Below are 24,537 nucleotides of genomic sequence, written 5' to 3'. Positions count from 1 at the left end.
TTCATTTTCTTCTTTATCAAACTCAAAAGCTGATGGCACAAGTAGCATATAAATCAGCTCTGCACCGGAAAGAATCGTATCTGCGCCATATTTATTTGCAATTCCTGTCATCCTATTGTAGTACAAAGTACTTCTGTATTTCAATATAAATTTTTACAGAGTCACCCAAAAGCAACTGTCACTTTTCCATAAAAAATTCTCCCCTATTCTTTTGATAAATCCGGAATAAGGGAGAATTATAAAAATTTGATAAAAATTTAAGCACAAAACAACAAAATTATAACCGCTTTCCTGCTTCGTCCGTGTCAATCATTGCCTGAATGAAGCGTTCTTTTGTCGGTATGCCCGGAACATATGTCCATTCAACCACACTGGCGGCCTTGTCTGCAATTTTCACTAAATCTTCTCGTGAAATTTCAAGTTCGTCTAATGTAACCGGCAGTCCGACAGATTTATTAAACTGCATAATGCGGTCACGCTCTTCTAACTGTCCGTCATAGGTCAGCAGGCAAAGCACACCGAACGATACAATTTCACCATGCAGATGTCTTTCGCACTGCGGCAGTGTCGAAGCCCCGTAGTAAACACAGTGCGCCAGTGAACTGTTGTAATAGTAATTGTCCTTCGGATCCGGCTGGTTTTCGTGTGTTGCAAAATTTGAAACAATCCCCGTTGAAATGATAATATCGAGTGCGACCTGCTCTAACGCAAAATCCGGCTTGTTATTTCTGCACGCTTCCAGTGCCTTTGCACCGTACTCAACAAGCGGTGTTGTACAAACCTTGGAAATGCACTGTCCCATAAGCGGTGTATGGTAAATAAATTTATCCCTGCTGGCAAATAAAACCTCGCACTCTTTGGATAAAGCATCGCCGATTCCCGCCCATAAAAGCTTTTCCGGTGAATCTGCAATAATCTTTGTATTCACAAATGTATGATAAGACGGCGCATGCATATAGTAATATTCCTTAAAAGAACCATCCGGATTGTACATAACGGTAATTGCCGTACATGCCGCACAGTTTGATGCCAGTGTCGGGAAAGTAAAAAACGGTTTGTCTAACATATCGGCAAGTGTCTTTACCGTATCACAGGCACGTCCGCCACCCACGCCAAACAGCATATCAGCCTCCTGCACACGGCTGTCTGCCTTTAACATTTCCACATTTTCATAGTTAGAATCACCGCCGTACCATATGTAATCCAGGATTTGAACGTCCGAACCTTGAACAGCCGCATCTAACTCCTGTCTTGCCTTTTCCATGGCAGTCTTTCCGCCGATAACGACTGCGGTCTTTCCGTATTTTCTTGTAACATACGGTATCTGTTGATAGCAGTCCTCACCTACACTATAGCTTGGTAAAAATACACTGTAACTTAACATTTTTCTTCCTCTTTTCTTCCAGTCGTACATATTTTCACACCACTCCCGTTTCCTAAACGACTTTGCAGTAAAACGGTAATACACCGCTCACAAACCTGATAAATTCGGTTCTGTAACAAGTGGCATGAATATTTATTCATACTATACGACTTTCAATTCGGAAATTCAATGGTCTGTATACAATTCCCTGTATATTTTTACGGACAAAAACTGGACACCCGCCCTAATGCAGATGTCCTGTAACGCTTTTTCTTTATAACTTTTAAAATGCCGCACGGTAGATTTCCAGAATCTGTTCTTCCGTCAGTTCAACATAATTGTTTCTTAACAGTCTTTGCTGTGTCTGAATGACGTCTTTTGCAAACTGCGCAAGGTCACTTTCCCTGACACCGAATTCCTTTAACGGTGCTTTCTTTAAAACCTTATCCATTAAAGCATACAGTGTCTCAAGCGACGTATCCGGTGTAACATGAAGGCTTTCCGCAATCAGTGCTTCCAGTTCGTTGATTCTGCCGTCCGGACATAACTTTTTATACATTTTCATAACGTCCTGAAACATTAACTGATTGGACTGTCCGTGCGGAATGTGATATACCGAACCGAGTGGATAGGCACACGCATGAACGGCGGCACAGCCCGCATAACCAAACCCCAGTCCTGCCCAGTTGGAAGCCTCTAAAAATTCTGCAGCATACCTTTTCCACGCCTCTTCTCCGCCTTCCTTTACCACCTTATCCCAGCAGGTAAGAATCAATTTTAATGCTTCTGACGAGAAAAGTCTTGAAATACTGCAACCGTTCGGGCTTAAAAAGGATTCTGCACTGTGAACCATTGCATCAATCGATGATGTCGCAAATACCTGATACGGCATGGAATCCAAAAGATTTGTAATCAGAACCGCCTTATCTGCGAGCATGGCATCGGATGCCAGTCCCATTTTTACACCCTTGCTGACACGGTTCATGACGGAAATGTTTGTCACTTCACTGCCCGTTCCGCAGGTGGTCGGTACGATAATCAACGGATGTCTTTTTTCAAGTTCACTGACATGGTCGTATAAATCATCGACTTTATCCTCAGGGGCTGCAACGGCAACCGCCTTTGCAATATCAATAACTGTACCGCCGCCGATTGCAACAATCCGGTCAAAGTTCTTATCCCGCAGCGCATCAAGAATTGCATCGACCGCACCGTCTGTCGGTTCGCCTTTTCCGTACTTTTCACGGAAAAGTGTCTGTACACCGAGTGAGAGCGGCTCTACATACTGCTTATAAGTATGCTCACCACAAAGGACTAAATCCTTTTCCCCAAGCTGTGCTTCTTTTGCAAATTGTTCAAATGTATCGTATTCTTCAATTTCTGTTTTTATTGAAAACCCTTTCATGCTTCTTTATGCCCCTTTCTTTGCCTATTGTTCGTCTGCTGTAAATCTTGATTTCTGTTCTATAGTCTGCTTATCTGCTATGCGTTTAACGCTTCTTTTAATGCTTCTTCAAAAATTTCAAGTCCCTTTTCCATCTGTTCATCCGTCATGGTAAGCGGTGCAAGGAAAAAGGAGCAAATACTTCATGCCTTCATATCAAAATTATCTTGCAATATTATGTTTTCACCTACACTACCAGTCTTTTCTTCACTATTTAATGCTTTTCTCGCCTCACTAAATGCCTCATAATATGTCATTTTCAATGCTGAATGAACCTGCGACTCTGCTTTTGTTTCTTTTTCCTGCCAGCCTACTCCCCCTGTATAGGTCAAAACTTCTTCGCCAGCTTCATTGTATACATGAATTGCCGAGCCTGTCCCTGTTCCCTGATATTTTGCCTCATAAGGTATTCCAAACAGCATACAGAGCCATTTTTTGTCTGCTTCCTCAACTTCTTTCATTGCTGACATATTACCTGAATTCATTGATTGACTAAACTTTCCAATTAAAGCAGCTCTATTCGGGGCTACTTTGCTTACTTCCGTCTTTCTCAAATTCATAAATGCATTTCCCATATATACATTGTCCTGTGCATCTTTTTTTGCCAGATCAACAATCTTCTCTTTTAAAGAATCTGTTAATTTCCATTTGTTTTGTTCAGAAGGTTTAGAAACATTTTTATTCGATGTGTTCCACACTTTTGCTGTGCTATAATTATTTGATATTTCCATTTAATTGAATTACCTCTCTGTTCTGTCATTTATGTAATCATACAATTCCTTATATGACAGATATCGCATAAATATTTTTCCCATATCCAGCTACCTGCACTGTAACATACACATATCCATCACTTTTTATTTGCGCTGCAACTACCTTTACGCTTGACACTGCTGGTGCAGGAGCTTGAACTGAAATTCCAGGTGTCACATTTTCATCAACTGTATTTATCATTCCTTCATCCGTAAAAGAATCATACCAAATGCTTTTTCATCAAAATCTGCTTCTGCCATATATGGATTTATATTTTCATTTTCCTGAGTAACACATTCTGTACTAAATTGAGGGATATTATCCTGCTTACGTCTAGTTTCACACGGCACACCATTCATAGAATAATTAGAATTAATCTGCATATTGCAAATCCTCCTTAGTACACATTAAATCTCAAACTCATTGTATTCCACGGAGAATTTGCCGAAGTGGAATTTGCTGTAAATGTTCCAGCTTCATATTCACTTCCTTCATATGTCCAAAGGCAATAGTATCCATATGTCAAATTTTAGTATCTACCGTTGACTGAGCAAGAGATTTCTTAGCTTCTATTGATTCTCTTGTAACATTATCTAATGCTCCCTCTTTGATTGGCTTACCAATTTCCCAGTTAGGATCAGCCGTTTTTGCTGCATCATAAAATGCCTGTCTGTAAATTCTCTCATATTTTTCAAGAGTGTACCCGGCAGCCAGTCTGTCTTTCTTCTGCATTTTACGATACAAATTGTTATATACATCTGAGCGTCTTGTTGTATCACCATTGCATACACCATTTTCACGCAGAAATTCTTTTTTTGTCAGTTCATACATTTCTTCTTTGCTGCTATCCGGAATTGATATAATCTTTTTTCTCGAACTTTCATTTTCATCTGTCACTAAAAGTCCTGACAATCCATTTACAGGATTAATATAATCTCCGTCCTTATCATAATGACTCATCAGATTTTTTATTCCCTGAATATTGCCATACATTGCACCATTTCCAGCAGACATCATTTGTTTTACAGCAGACTTATATTGTTTACTATTCGTGTTAATTCCGGCAGCTTTTAATTGTGCTTGAACAGAACTGCTATTCAACTGGGACAACTGAAAACTACCTATTGAATTCACTCCTGATGTTCCAAATGATTTTTGAAATAAAAAAGCATAATCCGTTATCCTTGACATAAACCAACCTCCTTGTCTGTCTACATTTTATGTATTGTAAATTAACAATGTCTACTCATGTATATGCTGCTCACAGCTTTTCTCAATGAAATTAATATTATCTGAAATATATATTATGTCTTTTAATCTTTACTTAATTTTAACATTAGAAAAAAAGGTTTTCAATACTCATTGCAGAAAATCACGATATAAGCAAAAATCAACAGAACAGAAAGTAAAAAAACTTTGTCTATTCTTATTCCCTCAATTTGAATACCGAAACCATACCGCTATCCCTGCCTTTTATCAACTTTTCCAAACTTCCGTTTTGTAGCTTTCATCTGTTCAAAAGCAGAATCGACCTGACAGTTGATTGCACCTATAAGCCTTCCATCCTGTGTTTTCTCCGGATTCATCACATAATCAAGAGATCTCTTTAGATGTTTTCCGTGAAAATGCCCACCACAATCCTTCATATTAAGGATTTTACTGATTGCCAATCTTTACCACCGCCTCATCTACCTTCTGATTCAGTTTCCGCATATAAGCTATCAGCTGTGTCTTATCTTCCTTGGAATACAGCCCGGCATTATTGTTAAATACTATCTGGTTGATATTTATTCCAATTCTGTTGACTTCATTAATGAGTTCCTTCAGAATCTTCCTTATTTCCGGATAATCATTTGGTTTCTGACTGATAAGAAGACGGATATACTCAGAATCATTTTTAAATCTTCTTCTTTTATCCGTTCTGACGATACCAGTGCCAGCACAGACCCTGTCTGGGAAAGCATTAAAATATCCGATGCCGTATAAAAGGAAAATTCCATACTGATAATATGGCGCAGTTCCCGCCCCAGTGCCAGCGAATCCCCGTTCTGATTCTGTGCTGCCTTTAACGCAAATTCAACCACACAGAACCCGCCTGAAAGGTCCACATTTAAGTATCGTGCCTGTGCTAAAATGCTTTCTCTGTTTAAATGTTCTGAATCCAGAATTGAAATAAAAGCTGTTCCTCCAGATTTTTATTGTTTTCCTCCAGCACAAGTTTGTTGCAGAGTATCTGGAAGAGGTCTATCAGCGGATATTTCTCCGGCAGTTCAAACAGCGGCAGGTCATTTTCATCGGCATACTGTATCAGTTCATCGGAAATCTGCAAAATAAATCCACCGGACAATATTTTTCATACCGCCTGCTCCTGCTCTTAAAAGCAGTACATTTTCCAATTCCGGTATCTTTACCATATCTTCACAGTTCATGTTTTACCAGTCCTTATTATAAAGAAATTTTATTCATTCCCGATATATATTTTTAATTTCTTCTCACTGTCCAGTCTGCATGCCATAATGACCGACATTATTATGTATCTTACGACCTCTTTTGTGATCTCTTCTTCAAAACGCGCTTTCATTTCAGCCGGGTATCCCGACACTAAAAAATGCACCCGGTAGTTATCGTCTTTTCTTGATAAAAATGCGCTGACATACAATCCGTTTAAAACCGCAGTCACAATCTCGTCATCTGTCACTTCGATATTAATTTTGTATCCTGCGGAAGTAAAGGAAATTTTCCCTTCCCTGTTGTGAAATCTCGCGTCTGCAATTTCCGCAATTGAATAATTGTCCGTCTGCTGCATCATCGCCCCGATAACCGCCGTTTCCAGTTCATTTTTCACAATATAATCATAACATTCCTTCGGTGTTTTAAACATTTTCTTTTTCCATTTCTTCGTTAATGTAGTCTTCCGATGCAGCCATTGCCGCCAATGTCATAGTCAGCAGCTTTTCCAGTTCCCATCCGAGCTGTTCTGCGCCGCGCTCAATGACTTCTCTGGAACAGCCTGCCGCAAATCCTTTGCTTTTATATTTCTTTTTTAAGGACTTTAATTCCATATCCTTTGTGCTTTTAGAAGGGCGCATTAATGCCGCCGCCCAGATCAGTCCTGTCAGTTCATCTGCTGCAAACAGCACCTTTTCCATTTCATGTTCCGGCGCTACGTCCACCGTAATGCCATAGCCGTGTGAAACAACACCGTGAATGATATCTTCCGATACACCGCCTTCCCTTAACAGCTCCGGTGCTTTGATACAGTGCTGTTCCGGGTACAGTTCAAAATCAATATCGTGTAAAAGTCCTACGATTCCCCAGTATTGTGCATCATCGCCGTATCCCAGTTCATTCGCATACCACTTCATCACGGCTTCCACGGTCAGTGCATGCTGAATGTGAAATGGGTCTTTGTTGTATTTTTTGAGTAATTCAAATGCTTCCTTTCTTGAAATGTGTTCCATTGTTGTGATCCTCCTGCAATGTTATTATCTGCATTGTATCACTTTTTACTGTTTTTGTGATATATCTTTTTTATAAAAAAACTATTTCTCCCCCACTCTATACACGACTACCTTCTCCCGTCTGCTTTCACCATCGGATATGTCACTGCAATCAATTTCTTCAACAAATGTTACATTATATTCCTGTGACAGACACATAAGATACTCATCTGACGGATAATAACACATAACAAGCATTTCTCTTTGATTTTCATAATAACTGTCTATAATATTCGCCAGAACACTCTTAAATATTTCAACTGAAAATGGATTGAAAAAGAAAAATCTGTCTACGTTATCCGGAATTTTAAAGCCTACTGCATCAACACATAAAAACTTCACTTTATTCCCCGAAACTGCGTCAGTTTTATTTGCTAACGCCCGGTTGTAAATCCGTTCATCATATTCTATCCCAATAGAATGACATTTTGTCTGATATGCCATAAAAATACTTACTCTGCCTTTTCCACAGCCATAATCTAACAGGGTATTATTTTTACCTATTATCCCGGTATTCGCTAGTCTTTCTAACACTTCATAGGATGTCGGCTCATATGGATACCTGAACGTATCCGACCTGGTGTCGTCACGTCCGGTTGTTTTTATTCTTAAAAGTTTTTCCCATTCTTTTTCTTTCATTATTAATATTCTCCAAAAAATCTTTTCCGAGTTGTGTTTAGCCTGCTAACACTAATAGTATATCCATTGATTTCATAACAAAAGTAACTCAAAAGCCGCAACCCCGTCGATAGCGGGAATGCGGCTTTTCTAAAGCTTCTCAGCCTGTATATTTTATTCTTTTCAAAATCCCAGATTACATTCTATCATGGAATGTTCTGCTTTCAACGGCAATCTCAAAATAATATCCATTTTAAGCACATCCAAGCTTCCAAAACATTCGCTGGTTCAGTTTTGGCTCAGTTTACATAGTGTTTCTTTTTGCATAAGTAAAGACAATCTTGCTGATTCCTTTTTATTCTTAGCCATAAACACAAGCCCTGATACAGGACGGTCAAGTCTGTTTATTATAGCTGCGTAAGCTTCTTCACCCTTGCTTTTTCTATATGTAAGAACTTCACTTACAAGATCCATCTCAAACGACTTTCCGCTCTGCCACAGTTGTCCCGCCGGCTTGTTTAATATAATCTTATCTTTATCCTCGTATACCATATCCATCTTAACTAATAATTCCAATACTCTTAATCCACTTTGTAAAAAGTACTTTCCACTCACCAGTCTGTGCAAAATCATCACCACAGCCATAACCATGGCCACCTGTTCTGAATATATGAAGTTCAGCACTTACCCCGGCTTTTCTTGCTGCCATATAAAAGCCCACACTGTTCTCAGACAATGTTGTTCTGTCATCATCCGTTTCACATATAAATACTGGCGGCATATCCGGTCTTACAAGCTTATCCGGATTATACTTATGCAGTATCTTTGCCTTACTGTCACTGATTCTCTCAAGCACCTGTTCCTCAGACATATATCTTTTGCCTGCTTCAATACAATCGTCAATACTTATAACCGGATATGAACAAACAGCAAAATCTGGTCTTGCTGATAGTTTATCATATTCATCCTTATACTTATAATCCGCATACACATCACTTTCATACGCTGTTGATAATAACGCTGCCATAAAGCCTCCTGCTGAAAAGCCCATAACGCCTATCTTAGCTTCATCTATACCGAATTCCTGCGCCCTTCCTCTTATAACTCTCATTGCACGCATAGTATCTATAAGTGGGACATCCTCTGCATTATCATGTTCATCTGATGGAAGTCTGCATTCAAGAACAAATGCAGCTATTCCCATACTATTAAGCCACTTTGCAACATCTTCACCTTCAAAGTTGTATACAAGGCGTCTGAACGCACCTCCTGGAATAATCAATACTGCCGGAATCCTTTGTCTGTCTGTACCGTTACCAATACCATCAGGTATATAAGGAACAATATCCGGATCTGTAATGTTCTGCACTATATGCTTTACTCTTCCATCAGGCATATCTTCAGTGTAATATTTTCTTGTAAGCTTAAGGTTCTGCGAACCCGGAGCCCCATGCTCAAACAGCCTTATCTTGTTTACTGGTGTCTTAAACACCTCATTCTGCGTATCTGTCATATCTACTTCTCCCGTCTCTCAAGAAACAAAAGCTTATTAGCCTGTATGCTCAGCTCATCATAATGCATAAGCATATCACTCTCATCATATTCTTCCGGAATCACTTTATAGCCTTCAAACCTTATAAGATTCTTGAAATATTCTTCCACATCTGCTGTCTGCTTAACAACAACCTCACTGAATGCCACTCCCTCTTCTGACTCCTGAAAATCTGGTCTGTAAAGAAGCTCACCGGTAATTATATTTTCTTTATCGGCTACAAATACAGCTTTGGCATAATATTTGTTACTGTCCGTTGTCGTAAGACGTATTCTTCTTGGTGGTGCCATCGTCTTATCATTCATGGCATTCGCTTTCCTGACTTCTTCTGAATCAAAATATTCCTTTTCAATTATCATATTTAACCTTCTTTCTGTCATATAAATCACTCATAGTTTTACAATATCCAAAACAGGACGATATATTTAAGGTTCTTATGGATATATGTTCTAAACAGGCTTTTGTATCAGGGGAAACTATTTTTCCATTTTTTAGCCCCCAAAATGGAATTTATTTTTTCACTTTCTTTTCCCCAGTTTTGCATTAAATAAATTCATTTTCTTCTTTTCACCTTACTTCTTTTTGAAAAATTATATTTCCTTTTTTATGAAGAATTTCGGAAAATTAGATTTGCGTGATACAAAGAAGTAGTTGTCTACCACTATGCTAACTCACATAGTGCTAAACGTCAATTATTTCTTACCATTATATTTCATCTGGTCTGACTTCTGTTGAATTAACTTCACGCACCATCTGCATCATATAATTTTTATTCATATCACCATTATCAGGAACTAATATAAGTTCGTGTATGCTGCTTGGTAAAACATATAGCCCTTTACAATTATTACCAGTTTAATCCTTCGCCTTATTTAAACAATCCTTTAAAATGTCTGTGTTATCGTAAAGCAATACAGATACCCCGAATGTTCTGTCTTTATTAGATAGCACATAAAGGCTTGTAAGAATGATTTATGTGCTTCATAAAATTCTTCCTTTATAAGAGTAAATGGAATTGATAATGTGAGTAATTTTGGATATATGTTCATATATCCTTTCAATACAACCGAATCACCTTCAGACAAAATATCTGCTACAGTGTCTAAGAAGGCTGTCAAACATATATCAACTGTTTCCTTTGGTATGTTTATTCCTTCATCTGCAATCTTCTCAGCAATTCTTCTTACAACTCCTGGTTTTATAATCTTCTGTTTCATTTGTCCTCCTTTAATTAATACCATGAAATCACCATTTCAAATTAGCCTTCTATATACGGCTTTAAAATGTGTATATGGCTCAAATTTAACTTTTTATGCTTTATATAATTTTAGGGAACATTCCTGGTTATATTAATCAGAAGTGTTCCCTATTTTTTACGATTTTTGAATATCAAAAAAGAGAGATATACATTACTGTACATCTCTCTTCTCTGAAATTTATTTTATCTTTGTACTTAAATCCTATTTAGAATTACTACACCATTTAGTACACCATTTACTACACCAATTAATTAAGATTTTACACCAAATTATGATAAGTTACGATAACTTGATATTATCTCAAAGTCGCATAAACACTGTATTTACGGCGTTTTCAAGCACTCTGATTACATTCTGTCGTGGAATGTTCTAGAAATTACATCCATCTGCTGTTCCTTTGTAAGGTCGATGAACTTAACAGCGTAACCAGATACACGGATTGTGAAGTTCGCATATTCTGGCTTTTCTGGGTGTTCCATAGCATCCAGTAACTTATCCTTACCGAATACATTTACGTTAAGGTGATGAGCACCCTGATCGAAGTATCCATCCATAACGTTTACAAGGTTAGCAACTCTTTCTTCTTCATTATGACCTAAAGCATCCGGATTCATTGTCTGTGTATTAGAAATACCATCTAATGCCCACTCATATGGAAGCTTTGTAAGTGAGTTAAGTGAAGCTAAAAGACCATTCTGTTCAGCACCATAGCTTGGGTTAGCTCCTGGTGATAATGGTGTACCAGCCTTACGTCCGTCAGGCATTGTACCTGTATACTTACCATAAACTACGTTAGAAGTAATTGTAAGGATAGATGTTGTAGGCTCTGAATTTCTGTAAGTATGTCTCTTCTTAATCTTCTCAAGGAATGTTCTAAGAAGCCATACAGCTATATCATCTGCCTTATCATCATCGTTACCATACTTAGGGAAGTCGCCTTCAATCTGGTAATCAACAACAATACCCTTTTCTTCATCACGTACTGTCTTAACCTTAGCATACTTAATAGCTGAAAGTGAATCTACTACATGAGAGAAACCAGCAATACCTGTAGCAAATGTTCTCTTAACATCTGTATCAATAAGAGCCATCTCTGCTGCTTCATAGTAGTACTTATCATGCATATACTGGATAAGGTTAAGTGTATTAACATAAAGGTCTGCTAACCAATCCATCATAACATCGAACTTTTCAATAACTTCATCATAATCAAGATATTCTGATGTAATAGGCTTGAAAGCTGGTCCAACCTGCTTACCATCTTTTTCATCCACACCACCATTGATAGCGTAAAGTAAACACTTAGCAAGGTTAGCTCTAGCTCCGAAGAACTGCATTTCCTTACCTGTCTGTGTAGCAGATACACAGCAGCAGATTGAATAATCATCACCCCATGTAACCTTCATAACATCATCGTTCTCATACTGGATTGAAGATGTATCAACAGAAATCTTAGCAGCATACTTCTTGAAGTTTTCAGGAAGTCTTGATGAGTAAAGTACTGTTAAGTTTGGTTCCGGTGAAGGTCCCATGTTTTCAAGTGTGTGAAGGAATCTGTAGTCGTTCTTTGTAACCATTGAACGTCCGTCAATACCTGTACCACCTACTTCAAGAGTAGCCCATGTAGGGTCACCTGAGAATAATTCGTTGTATGATGTAATTCTTGCGAACTTAACCATTCTACACTTCATAACGAAATGATCGATTAATTCCTGAGCTTCTTTTTCTGTAATCTTTCCAGCTTCAAGATCTCTTTCGATATAAATATCAAGGAATGTAGATACACGACCTACTGACATAGCAGCACCGTTCTGAGTCTTGATAGCAGCAAGGTAACCAAAGTATAACCACTGAACAGCTTCCTTAGCATCCTTAGCTGGCTGTGAAATATCATAACCATAGCTTTCAGCCATCTTCTTCATGCCTGCTAAAGCCTTGTACTGATCAGAGATTTCTTCTCTTAAACGGATAACATCGTCTGTCATTGTTCCGCATCCGCAGTTTGCATGATCTTTCTTCTTTTCTTCCATAAGGTAGTCAATACCGTAAAGAGCAACTCTTCTGTAGTCACCTACGATACGTCCACGGCCATAAGTATCCGGAAGACCTGTGATGATGTGGCTGTGACGAGCCTTTCTCATCTCTGGTGTGTAAGCATCGAAAACACCCTGATTGTGAGTCTTATGATATTCTGTGAAAATCTTGTGTAATTCCGGATTTGGTTCATAACCGTAGTTCTTGCAAGATTCTTCTGCCATCTTGATACCGCCGTAAGGCATGAATGCTCTCTTTAATGGCTTATCTGTCTGAAGACCTACAACTTTTTCAAGGTCTTTCATTGATTCATCTATATATCCAGGACCATATGCTGTAAGACCGGCAACAACTTCTGTTTCCATGTCAAGTACGCCGCCCTTTGCTCTTTCTTCTTTCTGTAATTCCTGAAGTCTTCCCCAAAGCTTGTTTGTTGCTTCTGTAGGACCTTCAAGGAAACTTTCATCACCATCATATGGCTTGTAGTTGTTCTGAACGAAATCTCTTACATTGATTTCTTCTTTCCAAAGTCTACCTTCGAAACCATTCCACTGTTCCTTCTGTAACATTTTTGAATTCCTCCTTGCATAATCTCTGCACATTGTATACACTGATTGCTAAATAAAAAAATTGCTCATCGCAACTTTGACAATATTGTAACAATCCTTACGTGCATTATAATATCATTCATGTATCAGAAAATCAATACTCTTTTGCATAGTTCTTAATTTAGTACAATTTTAAAATACAGGCACTACAAAATATACTTTTGCAATACCTGTATTATTCCCGTTTTTATGTATTTTATGCATTCAGTTCTTTAAATACTTTTAACAATTCATCCTTATCCAGCGGCTTCATGCAGAATTCATATGCCCCCAGCTTTAATGCTTGAATCACTTTCTTCTGCTGTCCGGCTGACGTCACCATAATGACATCTGCTGTATTATCGTATGCTTTAATCTTTTCCAATGCCGTAACACCGTCCATAACCGGCATCGTAATATCCATTGTAACAATATCCGGTTTATACTCTTTATATAACTGAACGGCTTCTTCTCCGTTTACAGCCTCACAGACAATACCATAGCCTGCTTCTTCAAGAATATTTCTTAATGTCTTACGGATAAAAGCAGAATCATCTACAATCATGACCTTTTTAACACCGTCTGCTACCTCACTGTCGGCACATTTTTGAATATCAATAGATGTCGGCTTTACACCGATTTGAACATCACTGTCTACAGCAATAAAAATTTCTGTCTCTTTACCATGGACATAAAGCGGAACAATATATCCGTCCCCGGTCAGTGTCTGGTTTTCATAGACAAACGGCGGTTCGATATCTACAAATAACTCACCCTTGCTGATTGCCGTTACAAACAGACCAAGGCACATATTAACCAGTTCGCTTAATGTGTCATATGTATAGCTGTCTGCCTGTATCAGTTCTTCCTTTGAAAAATCGGATGCAAGCGCAAGCAGTCCATCTTCATTTTCCCCTGCCACAAATGCTGTATAAATAACATGAGAACCGTATGTTTTTTGTCCGATAATACTCTGATACCGGATTTCTGTCACACGTTTAATTGAACCGATATAGTAATCCTGTGTAACAAATCTTGTCAGATTTCTCAAAATCAATGCCACAATATCAGTTACATACGGTTTTGCAGAAAATGCAAACAACGGTACAATCCCGTCAATATCATCTTCCTTTAACGCTTCCATTTCGGACTTTGAAAAGCCCTTGGATGTCTGAAAGCTGTCAAGATATTCATCCAGTTCGCTGGCAGTAATATATTTTTTCTCAAACATAATCTGCAAAAACTTCATAAATGCGCAACCCTGCTGCTCCAGAAGTTCATCCACTTCCCGTTCTGATAAATAGCCTCTTTCTACCGCAATATCACCGAAACGTCTGTCATACTGTGTCTGTAAATGATTGACTTCTTCCGTTTCGTTCTGTGTCATATATCCGTTTGCAATCGCAATCGTTCCCAGACGGACCTTTGCTGTTGCCTGTTCATCCAATACTTCTCTTAACTGCTCCGGTGTAAGTACTTCTTCACTTACCAGATATTCACCAAATAACTGACTAAACATTTGTCTTCTCCTTCTTCTTATCCTAATTCATAAAAATCCAGATTCTTCTGTAACACTTCAGTAACCTGTCCGCCTCTTTTTAATACGTTGGAATTAAATGTCTTTAACTCACGTACTTTCTTTGTATTTTCTCTGTTAAACCGTGCTGATGCCGCATTAAAGATTGGCTGCGATTCAAGCTTTTTCCGATATTCTGCCGCAAACGGACAGTACATATAAAGAATTCCTCTCACAACCTTATTTAATCGGATAGAGTTCTGGGATTCGTATTTAACCCATACGTCATAATCCTTTGCAAACATTTCACGGTAACTGTTACGACAGCTTTTAAACTGTGCCCTGATTTTTTCTTTGGCTTCTTCCGTCAGATCTTTATTCTTTCGGTAAAACTGTACATAATCGCAGTACTCGGATGTAAGAGAATGTTCCCGGACATCATTCCAGTAATTGCCCTGTACAGTACGGCAGATTTCCCAGCGGTAAACTGCTGCCATGTTAATCAGACTGTTTTCAAGATTGCCGTTGAAAAATGCAGAAAGCACAAATCTTGCCGGTGTATCTCTTTTCTTTTCCGAAATATCCTGCCACATGACACCTCTGCTGCCGACATTCGGCATCAGGATAAAGTCCGGAAGAACCTGTTTCATGACTACAATATTATCGATTTTATTTTCCGGGTCATAATACATCTGCTCTCTGTGGAACAGTGAATAATCCACCTTCATAATCGCACGCATCGCCTCGGAAAGCTTCTTTGCTGACAGAAACGACTTCTGAATGCTCTTACTGAACTTCCTCTGTGTCAGAATCGGGCTGAAAATTGTAATTTCATTCGTTGTCAGACGATTGATAACCTTAAACATATTACGGATTTCAAACTGCACTTTGGCTGTCTGGTCAGACAGCATCTTTGTTTCTTCTGCTGCCGACAGATGGTGCATTGCCTTTTCTTTTCTTACGTTTTCTTTATAATCCTGGTCAAATTCATCTTTGGACGGTTCTCTTTTTCCCTCGTATATTGCTTTCAGCCAGCCATATACGGTATAAATAGAAAATTCCGTACCCGATAAGTCCGGCTTGAAATAATACAGTTCCGCCAATCCCTTTTTATCAAATTCCTTCTCATCCATAAAGCCAAAATTCAGGAATAATTCGACTGCCCTGCTAAGAGAAGTATCCTTTAATGAATGTAAGAAAACATTTTCATAAATCTGATAGAACTGCTCTGCAATATCTTTTCTTAATTTTCTGACATCGTTGTCCGAAGTATTTCTGTCCGGCAGATTCATATACTGTGAAACCATGAGGGTAAATCTGGAAGCTTCCTTTTCATCTATCTGGGAATAATCCAGAATCTGCTTCATGGAATTTGCCAGTTCACTCTCAACCAGTGCATAGTCATAAGCACTTTCATCCATGCCTTCTTCTGCCGTATCTTCACCATCCGAAAGGTCGTCTGCTGCTTTATTTTGGGCTTCATCGTCCTGAATACCAAGTGCTGCCTTTCCTAAAACATCCACCAGTTTTAACGCGGTACTGTTGATATCCGCTACCAGCTTTGAACCGGTAATCAGATGTTCATATGCTATCATTTCCCCGGCTGTAAAAAGTTCATGAAAAACTTTTTTATCCAATGCGTATATCTGATTCATATAGGTGCAGATTTCCATATCCACCTTTGCAGAATCTTCTTCTTTATTAATGACATTAAAATCATCCATTTCTGATGCATAAGACAAAAAGCTTTTTTCATATAACCGGTACACTTCATGAAACTGCGCAAATAAAGAATTCACAGCAATTTCCTGATAGTTTTTACCCAGTTTTAAAAGCTTCTGAATACCGTCTGCATGTGCAATGTCAAAGCACAATACAATCAAATCCGTAACGGCCTCATAATCAAAAAGATATTCTTCTGAATAAATATCAAGAATTCCTAACAGTGCTCCGTTATCAAGATTCATCTTCATATATTCGCTTTTTGCACGTACCTGTCCATTCACTAACAGATATACATGTTCAACGTTTTCGCCTGTCTTAAAAAATGTTGTCCCCTTTGGGATATTCATTCTTCCACCAAAAACAACCTGTTCCATATTATTTATTCCCCTGTCTTTTACGATATTGTGTCTTCTTATTTTAAATTTAAGGTTTTTTCACACTATTTATATATTACTATGAACACGACAGAATTTCAATATTTTTATCGCTGGGATTGCCGTTCCTATGCAAAAAGCTCCCGAATCCTCTCTATATATGATATAGAAAAAATCCGGGAGTTTTTATGTAAAGCTTCTTATTTTATTATACAGCTGCTATACGAATTAAGCTGCCTTTTCTGAGTTTTTCTCACTCTTTGCATAACTCTTAGCTGAATTTACAACAATGATAAGACCAAGTACAATCAGCAGAATTGCAATAATAAGCTGAAGCCCGTTGGCAATAAATACGCTTCCCCATGTAGCAGTACCTGCCGGAATTGTAACAGATGCTGCTGTCTGGATTGCCTTAACCATAGCGATTGTACGCTGTACCAGTGCTGTAAATGTTACACAAAGCATAATGATAAGTGGCGGGAACAGCATCTTGTTGCTGCGTCCTGTTACCTTTAAGAATACACAAAGTGTAAGAATTACAAGTGCACTTAATAACTGGTTTGCTGAACCAAATAACGGCCAGATGTTTGCATAACCAATCTTTGTGAGTACGAAACCACAAAGAAGCGTTATTACTGTTGAGAAATATGTATTGCAGAGTAACTTTCTCCATCCTTCTGCATGTTCCATATCATCTACGCTGAAAAGTTCCTGAAAACTCATACGTCCGATACGTGCAACGGCATCAAGTGATGTAAGAGCAAGTGCAGATACACACATTGTCATAAATACGGTTGCAAAATGTACCGGAACACCAAACATTTCAAAGAAACCTGCAACACCACGGCTGAAAATCTGGAACGGTGTACCAGTAGCGGCTGTTCCGTCTGCTGCTGCGGCTGCGCCTGCAACACAAAGAGCGATAACAGCAAGTAAGCTTTCAAGTATCATAGCGCCGTAACCAACTTTAAGCATATCCTTTTCATTTGCTACAGTCTTAGAAGATGTACCGGAAGATACAAGGCTGTGGAAGCCTGAAACAGCACCGCAGGCAACCGTTACGAAAAGGATTGGGAACATTGTTCCAAGCTTTGCATTGTTAAATCCTGTATAAACCGGAAGGTTCATAGACGGATGAGCTACAACCAGACCAAGTGCTGCACCGACAATCATGGCAATGAACATAAATGTTGTCATGTAGTCACGAGGCTGCTTCATCAGCCACATTGGAAGAACTGCTGCAAAAAAGATATATACAAATGTGATATAGCTCCATGCGTTCTTGCCTAATTCAATTGGGAAGTAGTTACCAATTACAAATGAAGCAATGATAAATACGATACCAACAACTGCTTCTTTCCAGCCTGAAAGATTCCATTTCTTCTGAATCAGACCAAATACAACGGCAAATACCATAAACATGATAGATACCATACCGGCAGAACCGTTTGTTGAAGCAGCTGCAGATAACTGTGACTGTCCGTCAACAACTGTATACGCATTGAATGTTCCGGCTACCATATCGGCAAATGCTGCAATAACAATTAATGTAAATAACCAGCAGAACAGTAAGAAAATCTTACGTCCGAATTTACCGATGTACTTTTCAATAATCATACCCATGGACTTTCCTTCGTTCTTAACGGAAGCATATAAGGCACCGAAGTCTGTAACAGCACCGAAGAATACACCACCAATGAGAATCCAGAGGAGTACAGGTAACCAGCCAAATGCCGCTGCCTGAATTGCACCGGTTACAGGCCCTGCACCTGCAATAGATGAAAACTGATGACTAAATACTGTCCATCCGTTTGTCGGGACAAAATCTTTACCATCATTGTACTTTACTGCCGGTGTTTCTGCCTTAGGGTCAATTCCCCATTTGTTGGCTAACCAACGGCCATAGACAACATATGCGCCGAATAAAATAACAGCTGCAATTAAAACAATTACTAAAGTGTTCATAGATGTCACTCTCCTATTATGATATATTTCATCAGTCAAACACTCTGTACGCATTGTCCATAGTATCAAAAAAGCCTTCGTCTCCACACAAATCTAAATGATTTGGTGCAAAGACGAAGGCTGATTTAACATTACTTCCGCGTTACCACTTTGCTTGCCGGATATCCCGACCTCTCTACTGCCACTGCTGTCAGAATCAATAGGATACCGACTCTATGGCATGCCCTGTTAACGATGGGTACCGATTCCAATTACTAGGCTGTATACAATTACACTGCCTTTCACCAGAACTGCTCGCAGGTGAGGGCTTTTTCATTCCTTGCTGCCGCTTCTCATCATCTTACGGCTCTCTGTGAGCGGTGATTTGAAAAAGTCATTTCCTGTTCTCTGCATTTGACTGTTGAATTAAGTAATAAGATAATCTTTCAAACTTCATTTGTCAACAAAAATTTTAATTTTTTTTTAATTTTTTTAATTTTTTGTATTCAGAAGTTCTAAAATCTGTTCCTTCTGTAAAAAGCCTGTGGATTTATTTACAACCGTTCCATTTTCCATGAGTACCAGTGTCGGAATGTACATAATAGAAAATTTTTCTGCCAGTTCCGGTGCTTCTTCGGTACTTACTTTTACAAACTTTACATCCGTCACTTCTTCTGAAACTTCTTCAATGACCGGTCCTAACATCTGGCACGGTCCACACCATGATGCCCAGAAATCAATTAATACCGGCTTATCAGACTGTAATACTTCCTTTTCGTAATTTTCACTTGTTACATGTACAATTGCCATAAGCTTACTCCTTATCAATCCTTATTTTTTAAAATATCAACTCTTGTTACTTTACCTTCTCTGATACTTGCAATGCATAATGCAAAATTATCGTAATCCACGCAGGTTCCGATTTCTTTTGAAAGGCTTTCCTCACAAATCCGCTTCTCAATCACATCACGGAGCAGTTTTCCATCTGTTTCCGGTATTTTGATTTTAGCAACACGGTTTGCCATTGCCACGGTCATACTGCCGCGTACGGTAATCTTTTCTACCTCATCGTGTGGAATAAACAGATATTTTCTTGTAGCAAACAGCACAACAATTGCAAATACCCCGGTCAGTGTCTGTGTCACGGAAGAATGGGATACAACAACCTGTCTTGCAATTGCAAATAAAAGGACTTCAATGACAGTCCCCGGTGAGTGCATGCAAAGCATTTTAATAAGCTCCACACCAATCGCAAGATTCATTGCAGTTTCCAGATAATATGCAAAGACGTCTTCTCCTGCAAAAATATATTGCGGATTAAATACGTCCATCAGCAGTTTCCCTGCAAGAATTACAATAACCAGTCCTAAAATCAGCGAAAGCAGCATTTCCAGATACTGTGAAAGTGCAAAAATCTTAGCACGCAAAAATTCTTTCATTGGTTTCTCCATTCGTTCTTTTTCACTTACTATAGTACTAAATACCGGGGTGGTGTGTCAACCTTGTGTTAATTCCCGCATCAGTTCCGGTACGGTTGTCATTTCATGGATTCTGGAAACATTTTCGCCGCAGAAAATTAACCCCTGCTCTAGTTCGCCTTTCACGGCGTGAATCAGCGCCTGTGTAATGCAGTACGGCACTTCCTTCGGATTACATTTTTCAAGGCACTGATAACAGCCGGTAATTTCTTGTTTGTGCTGCTCAACCTGTCTGATAAATGCATTGCGCACGGCACGTCCCGGCATGCCGACAGGACTTTTTACAATCTGTATATTACCCTTTCCCGCCTCAATATATGCACGTTTGTATGCATCAGATGCATCACATTCTTTAGTGACAACAAAACGGCTTGCAATCTGTACGGCATCTGCACCTAATGAAAGCACATGGTCAATATCCTGTCTGTCAAAAATACCGCCTGCCGCCGCAACCGGAATCTTTTTTGTGTATTTCTCCTCATATGGCTTTTTGCTGTCAATGACCCCGCAAAGAATCGCGTCAAAATCAATATTTTCAATATTTTCCAATACACTTTCCTGAAATCCAAGATGTCCGCCTGCCATCGGTCCTTCCACAATAATACAATCCGGCACCGTATGGTAATGATGGTCCCACATTTTTAAAATAATTCCCGCCGCTCTCGCGGAAGACACAATCGGCATCAGCTTTGGTATCTTTTTCCCATGCTCACGCGCATAGTTTTGGGCAATTCCCGGTAAATCTGCCGGCAGTCCCGCACCACAGATAATGACATCTGCACCCGCTTCTACCGCCGTTTCAATGTGCTGTCTGTAATGCTTTAATGCCACCATGATATTCACACCGACCAGTCCGTTTCCGCCTGCAATCTCTTTTGCCTGCGCAATGTGTTTTATTATTGCCCTGCGGTTACACTCCGCCGGATTTTTTTCAAAATTTTCCTCGTCATAACCGATCTGTGCTGTTGATATCACACCGATACCGCCTTCTTTTGCAACTGCTCCCGCAAGACGGCTTCGACTCACTCCAACACCCATGCCGCCCTGAATCACCGGCACCGGCACAATAACATCTCCTAATATAAGTTGTGGTAACTGATTATTCATATTAATCTCCATTCCGCAGGTAATTTCTCATCTGCCATAACAGTATTTTGTTTTCGTTCAGAAACACAATGTTTTGATTATCAAACTATATATGTTATACCGCTTCTTTGTTTTTTTGTCAAGATGATATTATATTTATTTCAACGTGATGTAGTTTTAAAAACCGTAATTATCAGAATCCTTTATATCGATATACCAGCTGCATATCAGCCAACATCCTTTAAGCTTTCAGAACTTTATAAAATAAGCTGCACAGCCGTTTTTGTTCCGGCTGCGCAGCTTTCTTCTTTTAATTCTTTTATTTTTTATGTTTTAACCAAAAAAAATGTTTTATCTATTTTACAGCGTTACGAGTACTTTGATTTTGCTCTTGTTTTTCCAATTTTTCACTGTGGACTTCTTAAATGCCATTTCAACAATATCCTGACCTGTATGGATACGGGATACCGGATGCATGGCAACATTGTCGATACATCCCTTTGCATCGTAAAAAATCACCTTAATCATCGGACAGCGCACCAATACATAGGTTTCTTTGGAATAGCTGACCTCACAGTAAAGAACCGGACAAACGGTGTCACCCTGTTCTTCTGCACGGATTCTCATATTAGAAACGGCAAGGCCGATGGTTTCCGATGATTTTTCATCAAATTCAATCAGACTGTTTAAATAGTCTTCTATGGACTGCTCCTGCTCTTCTTCCTCCGGCTGGGATACCGGCGCCGGCTGACTGATTATTTCTGCCGGTTCTTCTTCCTGCGCCACATTGACATTTAACTGCTTTAAAACATCTTCTACTGTCTGTGTACCTAATGCAAAACGATTGACAAATTCCTTCATGGACAGCCCTAAGACAGACTCTGTGCCTTCTCTTTCCAGATATTCTTCAAGTGATTCTGCTGCAGCTTTTTCATCCTGTGCTGCCGGGATGTCTTCTGCCGGAGAATCCTGTACTACCACTGCTGCCTGTTCTTCACCGTCTTCTTTCACTGCCGAAGCTCCAGTCTGTGTCAGTGCTTCCGTCTGCGCCTGTACCTGTTTTTCTGCTTTGTCAGTCAGTTCTTCAACCGGTTCTAAAGTTCCTTCTGTTTCCACCGGTTCTTCTTCTGCTGCCGGAAGACCTTCATACTCCATAAATTCCACACCGACACAATCCCAGCGGTTTGTTCCTTTTCTCTGGAAACAGAATTTCATCTGCTGTTTATCTTCAATGCAGGCAACCGTTAAGACTGCCATACAGCCGATTCTTGCTTTAAACTGCGAACTGATTTTTACATTAATCTTTTTGGTTTCGGCAAAAAATTTGCTGTGTCCTAAAATCACATCTGTTGTACTGATTTTATCCGCTCCCGCGCTGTACTTGTTTCCGTCAATATCAAATGCGTCAAAATCTATAATTCTGATACGACAATTGTCCTCCGAAGTAAGACGTAATTCAAAAATAAACGCATTGCTGTCTTTCCCTTTTACTTCGCTTAGTAATACTACCTGAAATTTGTCGTAAGTCCTATTCATAAATTCCTTTGTTCCTTCCACTTTCTAACTATTTTCTTGCATCATGGCATGTCTTTTTATTCTCATACATGCGGTTATCCGCCAGTCTGTAAACCATGTTGACATCGCGTATTTCACCGTCTGACACAATTTCAGAACTGTCTGCATAGCCGTATGCCGTACTGTAAACATACCCACTTTGTGCTTTATTTGCCTCACTCATAATTTTTTGAAAATGTCGGATTTCTTCCTGACAATTAAGTTCTTCGATGTTTTCTACAATTACAATAAATTCATCGCCGCCCATTCTGCCAACGATGCCTTTGTCCCCAAACGTCTTTGTTAAAATATCAGCAAACCCCTTAATCAGCTTATCCCCACTGCTATGCCCATGGGTATCATTCGTGGCTTTCAGCCCATTCATATCAAAATTAAAAATTGTAAATGGAATGTTATTATAACAATATGATTTTAACCGTTCTTCACAAAAACGGCGGTTATAAAGCCCCGTCAGATTATCCGTATATGCCATTTTATAAAGAACTGCCTGTTCTTTTTCGTCGACCATTTTTCCCGCAATATCCCAGCTTAATGAGAGCAGTAAAATACTAATCAGAATCACAGTTCCCAAAGATGAAAATCCTGTTGTCCATGACATTTCATGACCCCAGTATTTTCCTGCCATATAACCTGACCATTCCGCTCCGATACACAGCAAAAACAAAATCACACCGCAGATAACCAGTCTGCTCTGCCGGTTTCCCTTTCTGACACAGGCAATCATTAATATAATCAGATAAACACAGACAATTGCTACAAATGCCTGTTCCAGCCGAAGCATATGCGGAAGATGCCAGACACCTGAAAAATGAAGCACAAATAAAAGTGCCGTCACACCGCTATCTACCCAGAAAATTATGTAATACATCCACGTTATCCATCTGCTGTCTGCTTTTTTCGGATAATCCCTGAAAAAAAGCAGCAGAGACGGCGGACCGATATACATGCTGGCATACTCAATAAAGGTACACAGCCATATCGGTACCCGGTAAATCTGTAGGATATTATATTTCCCCATCGTCCATAAACCTACCATCAGCGAGAAAATTCCCAGTGATATCAAATGTGTAAACCAGGTCCGCGTCAGCATCATAACCATCCCAAGCAAAAGCAGGACAAATCCGATAAACAAAAGGCAGACACTAAGTGCATAAGTAACTCTGTTGGTCACTAAAAAATCAGTGTAAATTGTTGCATAATCGGTAATATAAATATCGTTCATCCGGGTAACATAAGAATCACCGTTTGCCTTAAATTCCAGCATCAGTTCATGCTGTTCTCCATCTTTAGGCATAGCAATGCTGTGCATGCCGCTTCCAACCATTTTCCCGCAGTCATACCGCTCCAGCCCGTAACTGTAAATACATTCTCCGTCCACAAAGACACGTAACGCTGCATTATGCGTCTGAACCACAAGTACCGGTGATTGAAACTGCCCTTTATCCACAAAAGTACGGGATAAATATACTGTCTTTTTGTCTGTTAAAATATTATCAAAGCGGAATGTATTCAAATCCACATCCGTATCCGTCTGATTTTCACTGACAACAGTCCAGTTTAAAAGCAATGGCTCCTTTTTTGTATATTCATTTTTTCTTAAACCTGTAATATGATATAACAACATGGCACCCAGTAAAACGATTACAATTCCCACAATACTCATACATCTTTTTATATATTTGTTTTGGATAACTTTTACCCACGCAATCTGTTTCATCAAATTCCTCCG

At 39.2% G+C, this 24,537-nt stretch carries 26 protein-coding genes and 1 pseudogene; all 27 read right to left on the bottom strand.

Annotated features, from left to right (window positions below):
* Positions 1–277: 277 nt before the first annotated feature.
* Positions 278–1,384, bottom strand: a complete 1,107-nt coding sequence (locus WMO37_RS06560; protein WP_022431360.1) for an iron-containing alcohol dehydrogenase family protein — start codon at positions 1,382–1,384, stop codon at positions 278–280.
* 262 nt (positions 1,385–1,646) lie between these two features.
* Positions 1,647–2,768: an iron-containing alcohol dehydrogenase gene (locus WMO37_RS06555; protein ID WP_227090279.1), complete on the bottom strand. Its 1,122-nt coding sequence runs from the start codon at positions 2,766–2,768 to the stop codon at positions 1,647–1,649.
* A gap of 182 nt (positions 2,769–2,950) precedes the next feature.
* The gene (locus tag WMO37_RS06550; protein WP_227090278.1) at positions 2,951–3,538 is read right to left on the bottom strand and encodes a hypothetical protein; all 588 of its coding nucleotides are present in this window, start codon (positions 3,536–3,538) and stop codon (positions 2,951–2,953) included.
* A 49-nt stretch (positions 3,539–3,587) separates the two neighbouring features.
* Entirely contained in the window at positions 3,588–3,761 is a 174-nt protein-coding gene (locus WMO37_RS06545; protein WP_227090277.1) for a hypothetical protein, read from the bottom strand.
* Positions 3,758–3,943 carry a hypothetical protein gene (locus tag WMO37_RS06540; RefSeq protein ID WP_227090276.1) on the bottom strand — a complete coding sequence of 62 codons (186 nt, stop codon included), beginning with the start codon at positions 3,941–3,943 and terminating at the stop codon, positions 3,758–3,760. Before WMO37_RS06540 ends, WMO37_RS06545 begins: the two co-directional genes overlap by 4 nt.
* A 14-nt stretch (positions 3,944–3,957) precedes the next feature.
* Positions 3,958–4,086: a DUF4879 domain-containing protein gene (locus tag WMO37_RS14930; protein ID WP_496111646.1), complete on the bottom strand. Its 129-nt coding sequence runs from the start codon at positions 4,084–4,086 to the stop codon at positions 3,958–3,960.
* The gene (locus WMO37_RS06535; RefSeq protein WP_227090275.1) at positions 4,083–4,751 is read right to left on the bottom strand and encodes a DUF3879 family protein; all 669 of its coding nucleotides are present in this window, start codon (positions 4,749–4,751) and stop codon (positions 4,083–4,085) included. The genes WMO37_RS14930 and WMO37_RS06535 overlap by 4 nt, the downstream gene beginning before the upstream one ends.
* A gap of 269 nt (positions 4,752–5,020) precedes the next feature.
* A complete protein-coding gene (locus WMO37_RS06530; protein ID WP_227090274.1) occupies positions 5,021–5,230 on the bottom strand; it encodes a relaxase family protein in 210 nt (69 codons plus the stop codon).
* A gap of 165 nt (positions 5,231–5,395) precedes the next feature.
* Positions 5,396–5,644, bottom strand: coding sequence for a hypothetical protein (locus tag WMO37_RS06520; RefSeq protein ID WP_227090273.1), 249 nt, complete (start codon positions 5,642–5,644; stop codon positions 5,396–5,398).
* A 62-nt stretch (positions 5,645–5,706) separates the two neighbouring features.
* Positions 5,707–5,889, bottom strand: coding sequence for a hypothetical protein (locus WMO37_RS06515; protein WP_349154611.1), 183 nt, complete (start codon positions 5,887–5,889; stop codon positions 5,707–5,709).
* A 129-nt stretch (positions 5,890–6,018) separates the two neighbouring features.
* A complete protein-coding gene (locus WMO37_RS06510) occupies positions 6,019–6,441 on the bottom strand; it encodes a hypothetical protein (RefSeq protein ID WP_349154610.1) in 423 nt (140 codons plus the stop codon).
* On the bottom strand, positions 6,434–7,021 hold the full coding sequence (locus WMO37_RS06505) for a hydrolase (protein ID WP_227090270.1): 588 nt from the start codon (positions 7,019–7,021) through the stop codon (positions 6,434–6,436). Before WMO37_RS06505 ends, WMO37_RS06510 begins: the two co-directional genes overlap by 8 nt.
* Before the next feature lie 81 nt (positions 7,022–7,102).
* On the bottom strand, positions 7,103–7,699 hold the full coding sequence (locus WMO37_RS06500) for a class I SAM-dependent methyltransferase (RefSeq protein WP_227090269.1): 597 nt from the start codon (positions 7,697–7,699) through the stop codon (positions 7,103–7,105).
* Positions 7,700–7,966: 267 nt separating this feature from the next.
* Positions 7,967–8,254, bottom strand: a complete 288-nt coding sequence (locus tag WMO37_RS06495; protein WP_349154609.1) for a pseudouridine synthase — start codon at positions 8,252–8,254, stop codon at positions 7,967–7,969.
* On the bottom strand, positions 8,238–9,191 hold the full coding sequence (locus tag WMO37_RS06490) for an alpha/beta hydrolase (RefSeq protein ID WP_349154608.1): 954 nt from the start codon (positions 9,189–9,191) through the stop codon (positions 8,238–8,240). Before WMO37_RS06490 ends, WMO37_RS06495 begins: the two co-directional genes overlap by 17 nt.
* 2 nt (positions 9,192–9,193) lie before the next feature.
* Positions 9,194–9,589: a hypothetical protein gene (locus tag WMO37_RS06485; protein ID WP_022432600.1), complete on the bottom strand. Its 396-nt coding sequence runs from the start codon at positions 9,587–9,589 to the stop codon at positions 9,194–9,196.
* A 346-nt stretch (positions 9,590–9,935) separates the two neighbouring features.
* Positions 9,936–10,055: pseudogene (locus tag WMO37_RS14890) on the bottom strand (DUF5688 family protein); the annotation flags it as partial.
* Between the two features lie 59 nt (positions 10,056–10,114).
* On the bottom strand, positions 10,115–10,447 hold the full coding sequence (locus tag WMO37_RS06480; protein ID WP_349154607.1) for a hypothetical protein: 333 nt from the start codon (positions 10,445–10,447) through the stop codon (positions 10,115–10,117).
* Positions 10,448–10,836: 389 nt separating this feature from the next.
* Positions 10,837–13,092, bottom strand: a complete 2,256-nt coding sequence (gene pflB, locus WMO37_RS06475) for a formate C-acetyltransferase (protein WP_022432487.1) — start codon at positions 13,090–13,092, stop codon at positions 10,837–10,839.
* Positions 13,093–13,327: 235 nt separating this feature from the next.
* Entirely contained in the window at positions 13,328–14,629 is a 1,302-nt protein-coding gene (locus tag WMO37_RS06470; protein WP_227090266.1) for a response regulator, read from the bottom strand.
* Positions 14,630–14,646: 17 nt separating this feature from the next.
* The gene (locus WMO37_RS06465) at positions 14,647–16,725 is read right to left on the bottom strand and encodes a DUF8509 domain-containing protein (protein WP_349154606.1); all 2,079 of its coding nucleotides are present in this window, start codon (positions 16,723–16,725) and stop codon (positions 14,647–14,649) included.
* A gap of 228 nt (positions 16,726–16,953) precedes the next feature.
* The gene (locus WMO37_RS06460; RefSeq protein ID WP_022432484.1) at positions 16,954–18,690 is read right to left on the bottom strand and encodes a carbon starvation CstA family protein; all 1,737 of its coding nucleotides are present in this window, start codon (positions 18,688–18,690) and stop codon (positions 16,954–16,956) included.
* A gap of 471 nt (positions 18,691–19,161) precedes the next feature.
* Entirely contained in the window at positions 19,162–19,479 is a 318-nt protein-coding gene (gene trxA / locus WMO37_RS06455; RefSeq protein WP_022432483.1) for a thioredoxin, read from the bottom strand.
* A 14-nt stretch (positions 19,480–19,493) separates the two neighbouring features.
* Positions 19,494–20,108: a hypothetical protein gene (locus tag WMO37_RS06450; protein WP_022432482.1), complete on the bottom strand. Its 615-nt coding sequence runs from the start codon at positions 20,106–20,108 to the stop codon at positions 19,494–19,496.
* Positions 20,109–20,165: 57 nt separating this feature from the next.
* Positions 20,166–21,254: an NAD(P)H-dependent flavin oxidoreductase gene (locus tag WMO37_RS06445; protein WP_022432481.1), complete on the bottom strand. Its 1,089-nt coding sequence runs from the start codon at positions 21,252–21,254 to the stop codon at positions 20,166–20,168.
* A 339-nt stretch (positions 21,255–21,593) separates the two neighbouring features.
* Entirely contained in the window at positions 21,594–22,769 is a 1,176-nt protein-coding gene (locus WMO37_RS06440; protein WP_349154605.1) for a hypothetical protein, read from the bottom strand.
* Positions 22,770–22,797: 28 nt separating this feature from the next.
* On the bottom strand, positions 22,798–24,525 hold the full coding sequence (locus WMO37_RS06435; RefSeq protein ID WP_349154604.1) for a sensor domain-containing diguanylate cyclase: 1,728 nt from the start codon (positions 24,523–24,525) through the stop codon (positions 22,798–22,800).
* Positions 24,526–24,537 lie beyond the last annotated feature (12 nt).

The sequence above is a fragment of the Lachnospira intestinalis genome (assembly GCF_040095895.1).
GTDB lineage: Bacteria > Bacillota > Clostridia > Lachnospirales > Lachnospiraceae > Lachnospira > Lachnospira intestinalis.
Note: the sequence above shows the minus strand (reverse complement) of the source record. Positions and strands in the feature narration are given on the sequence as shown.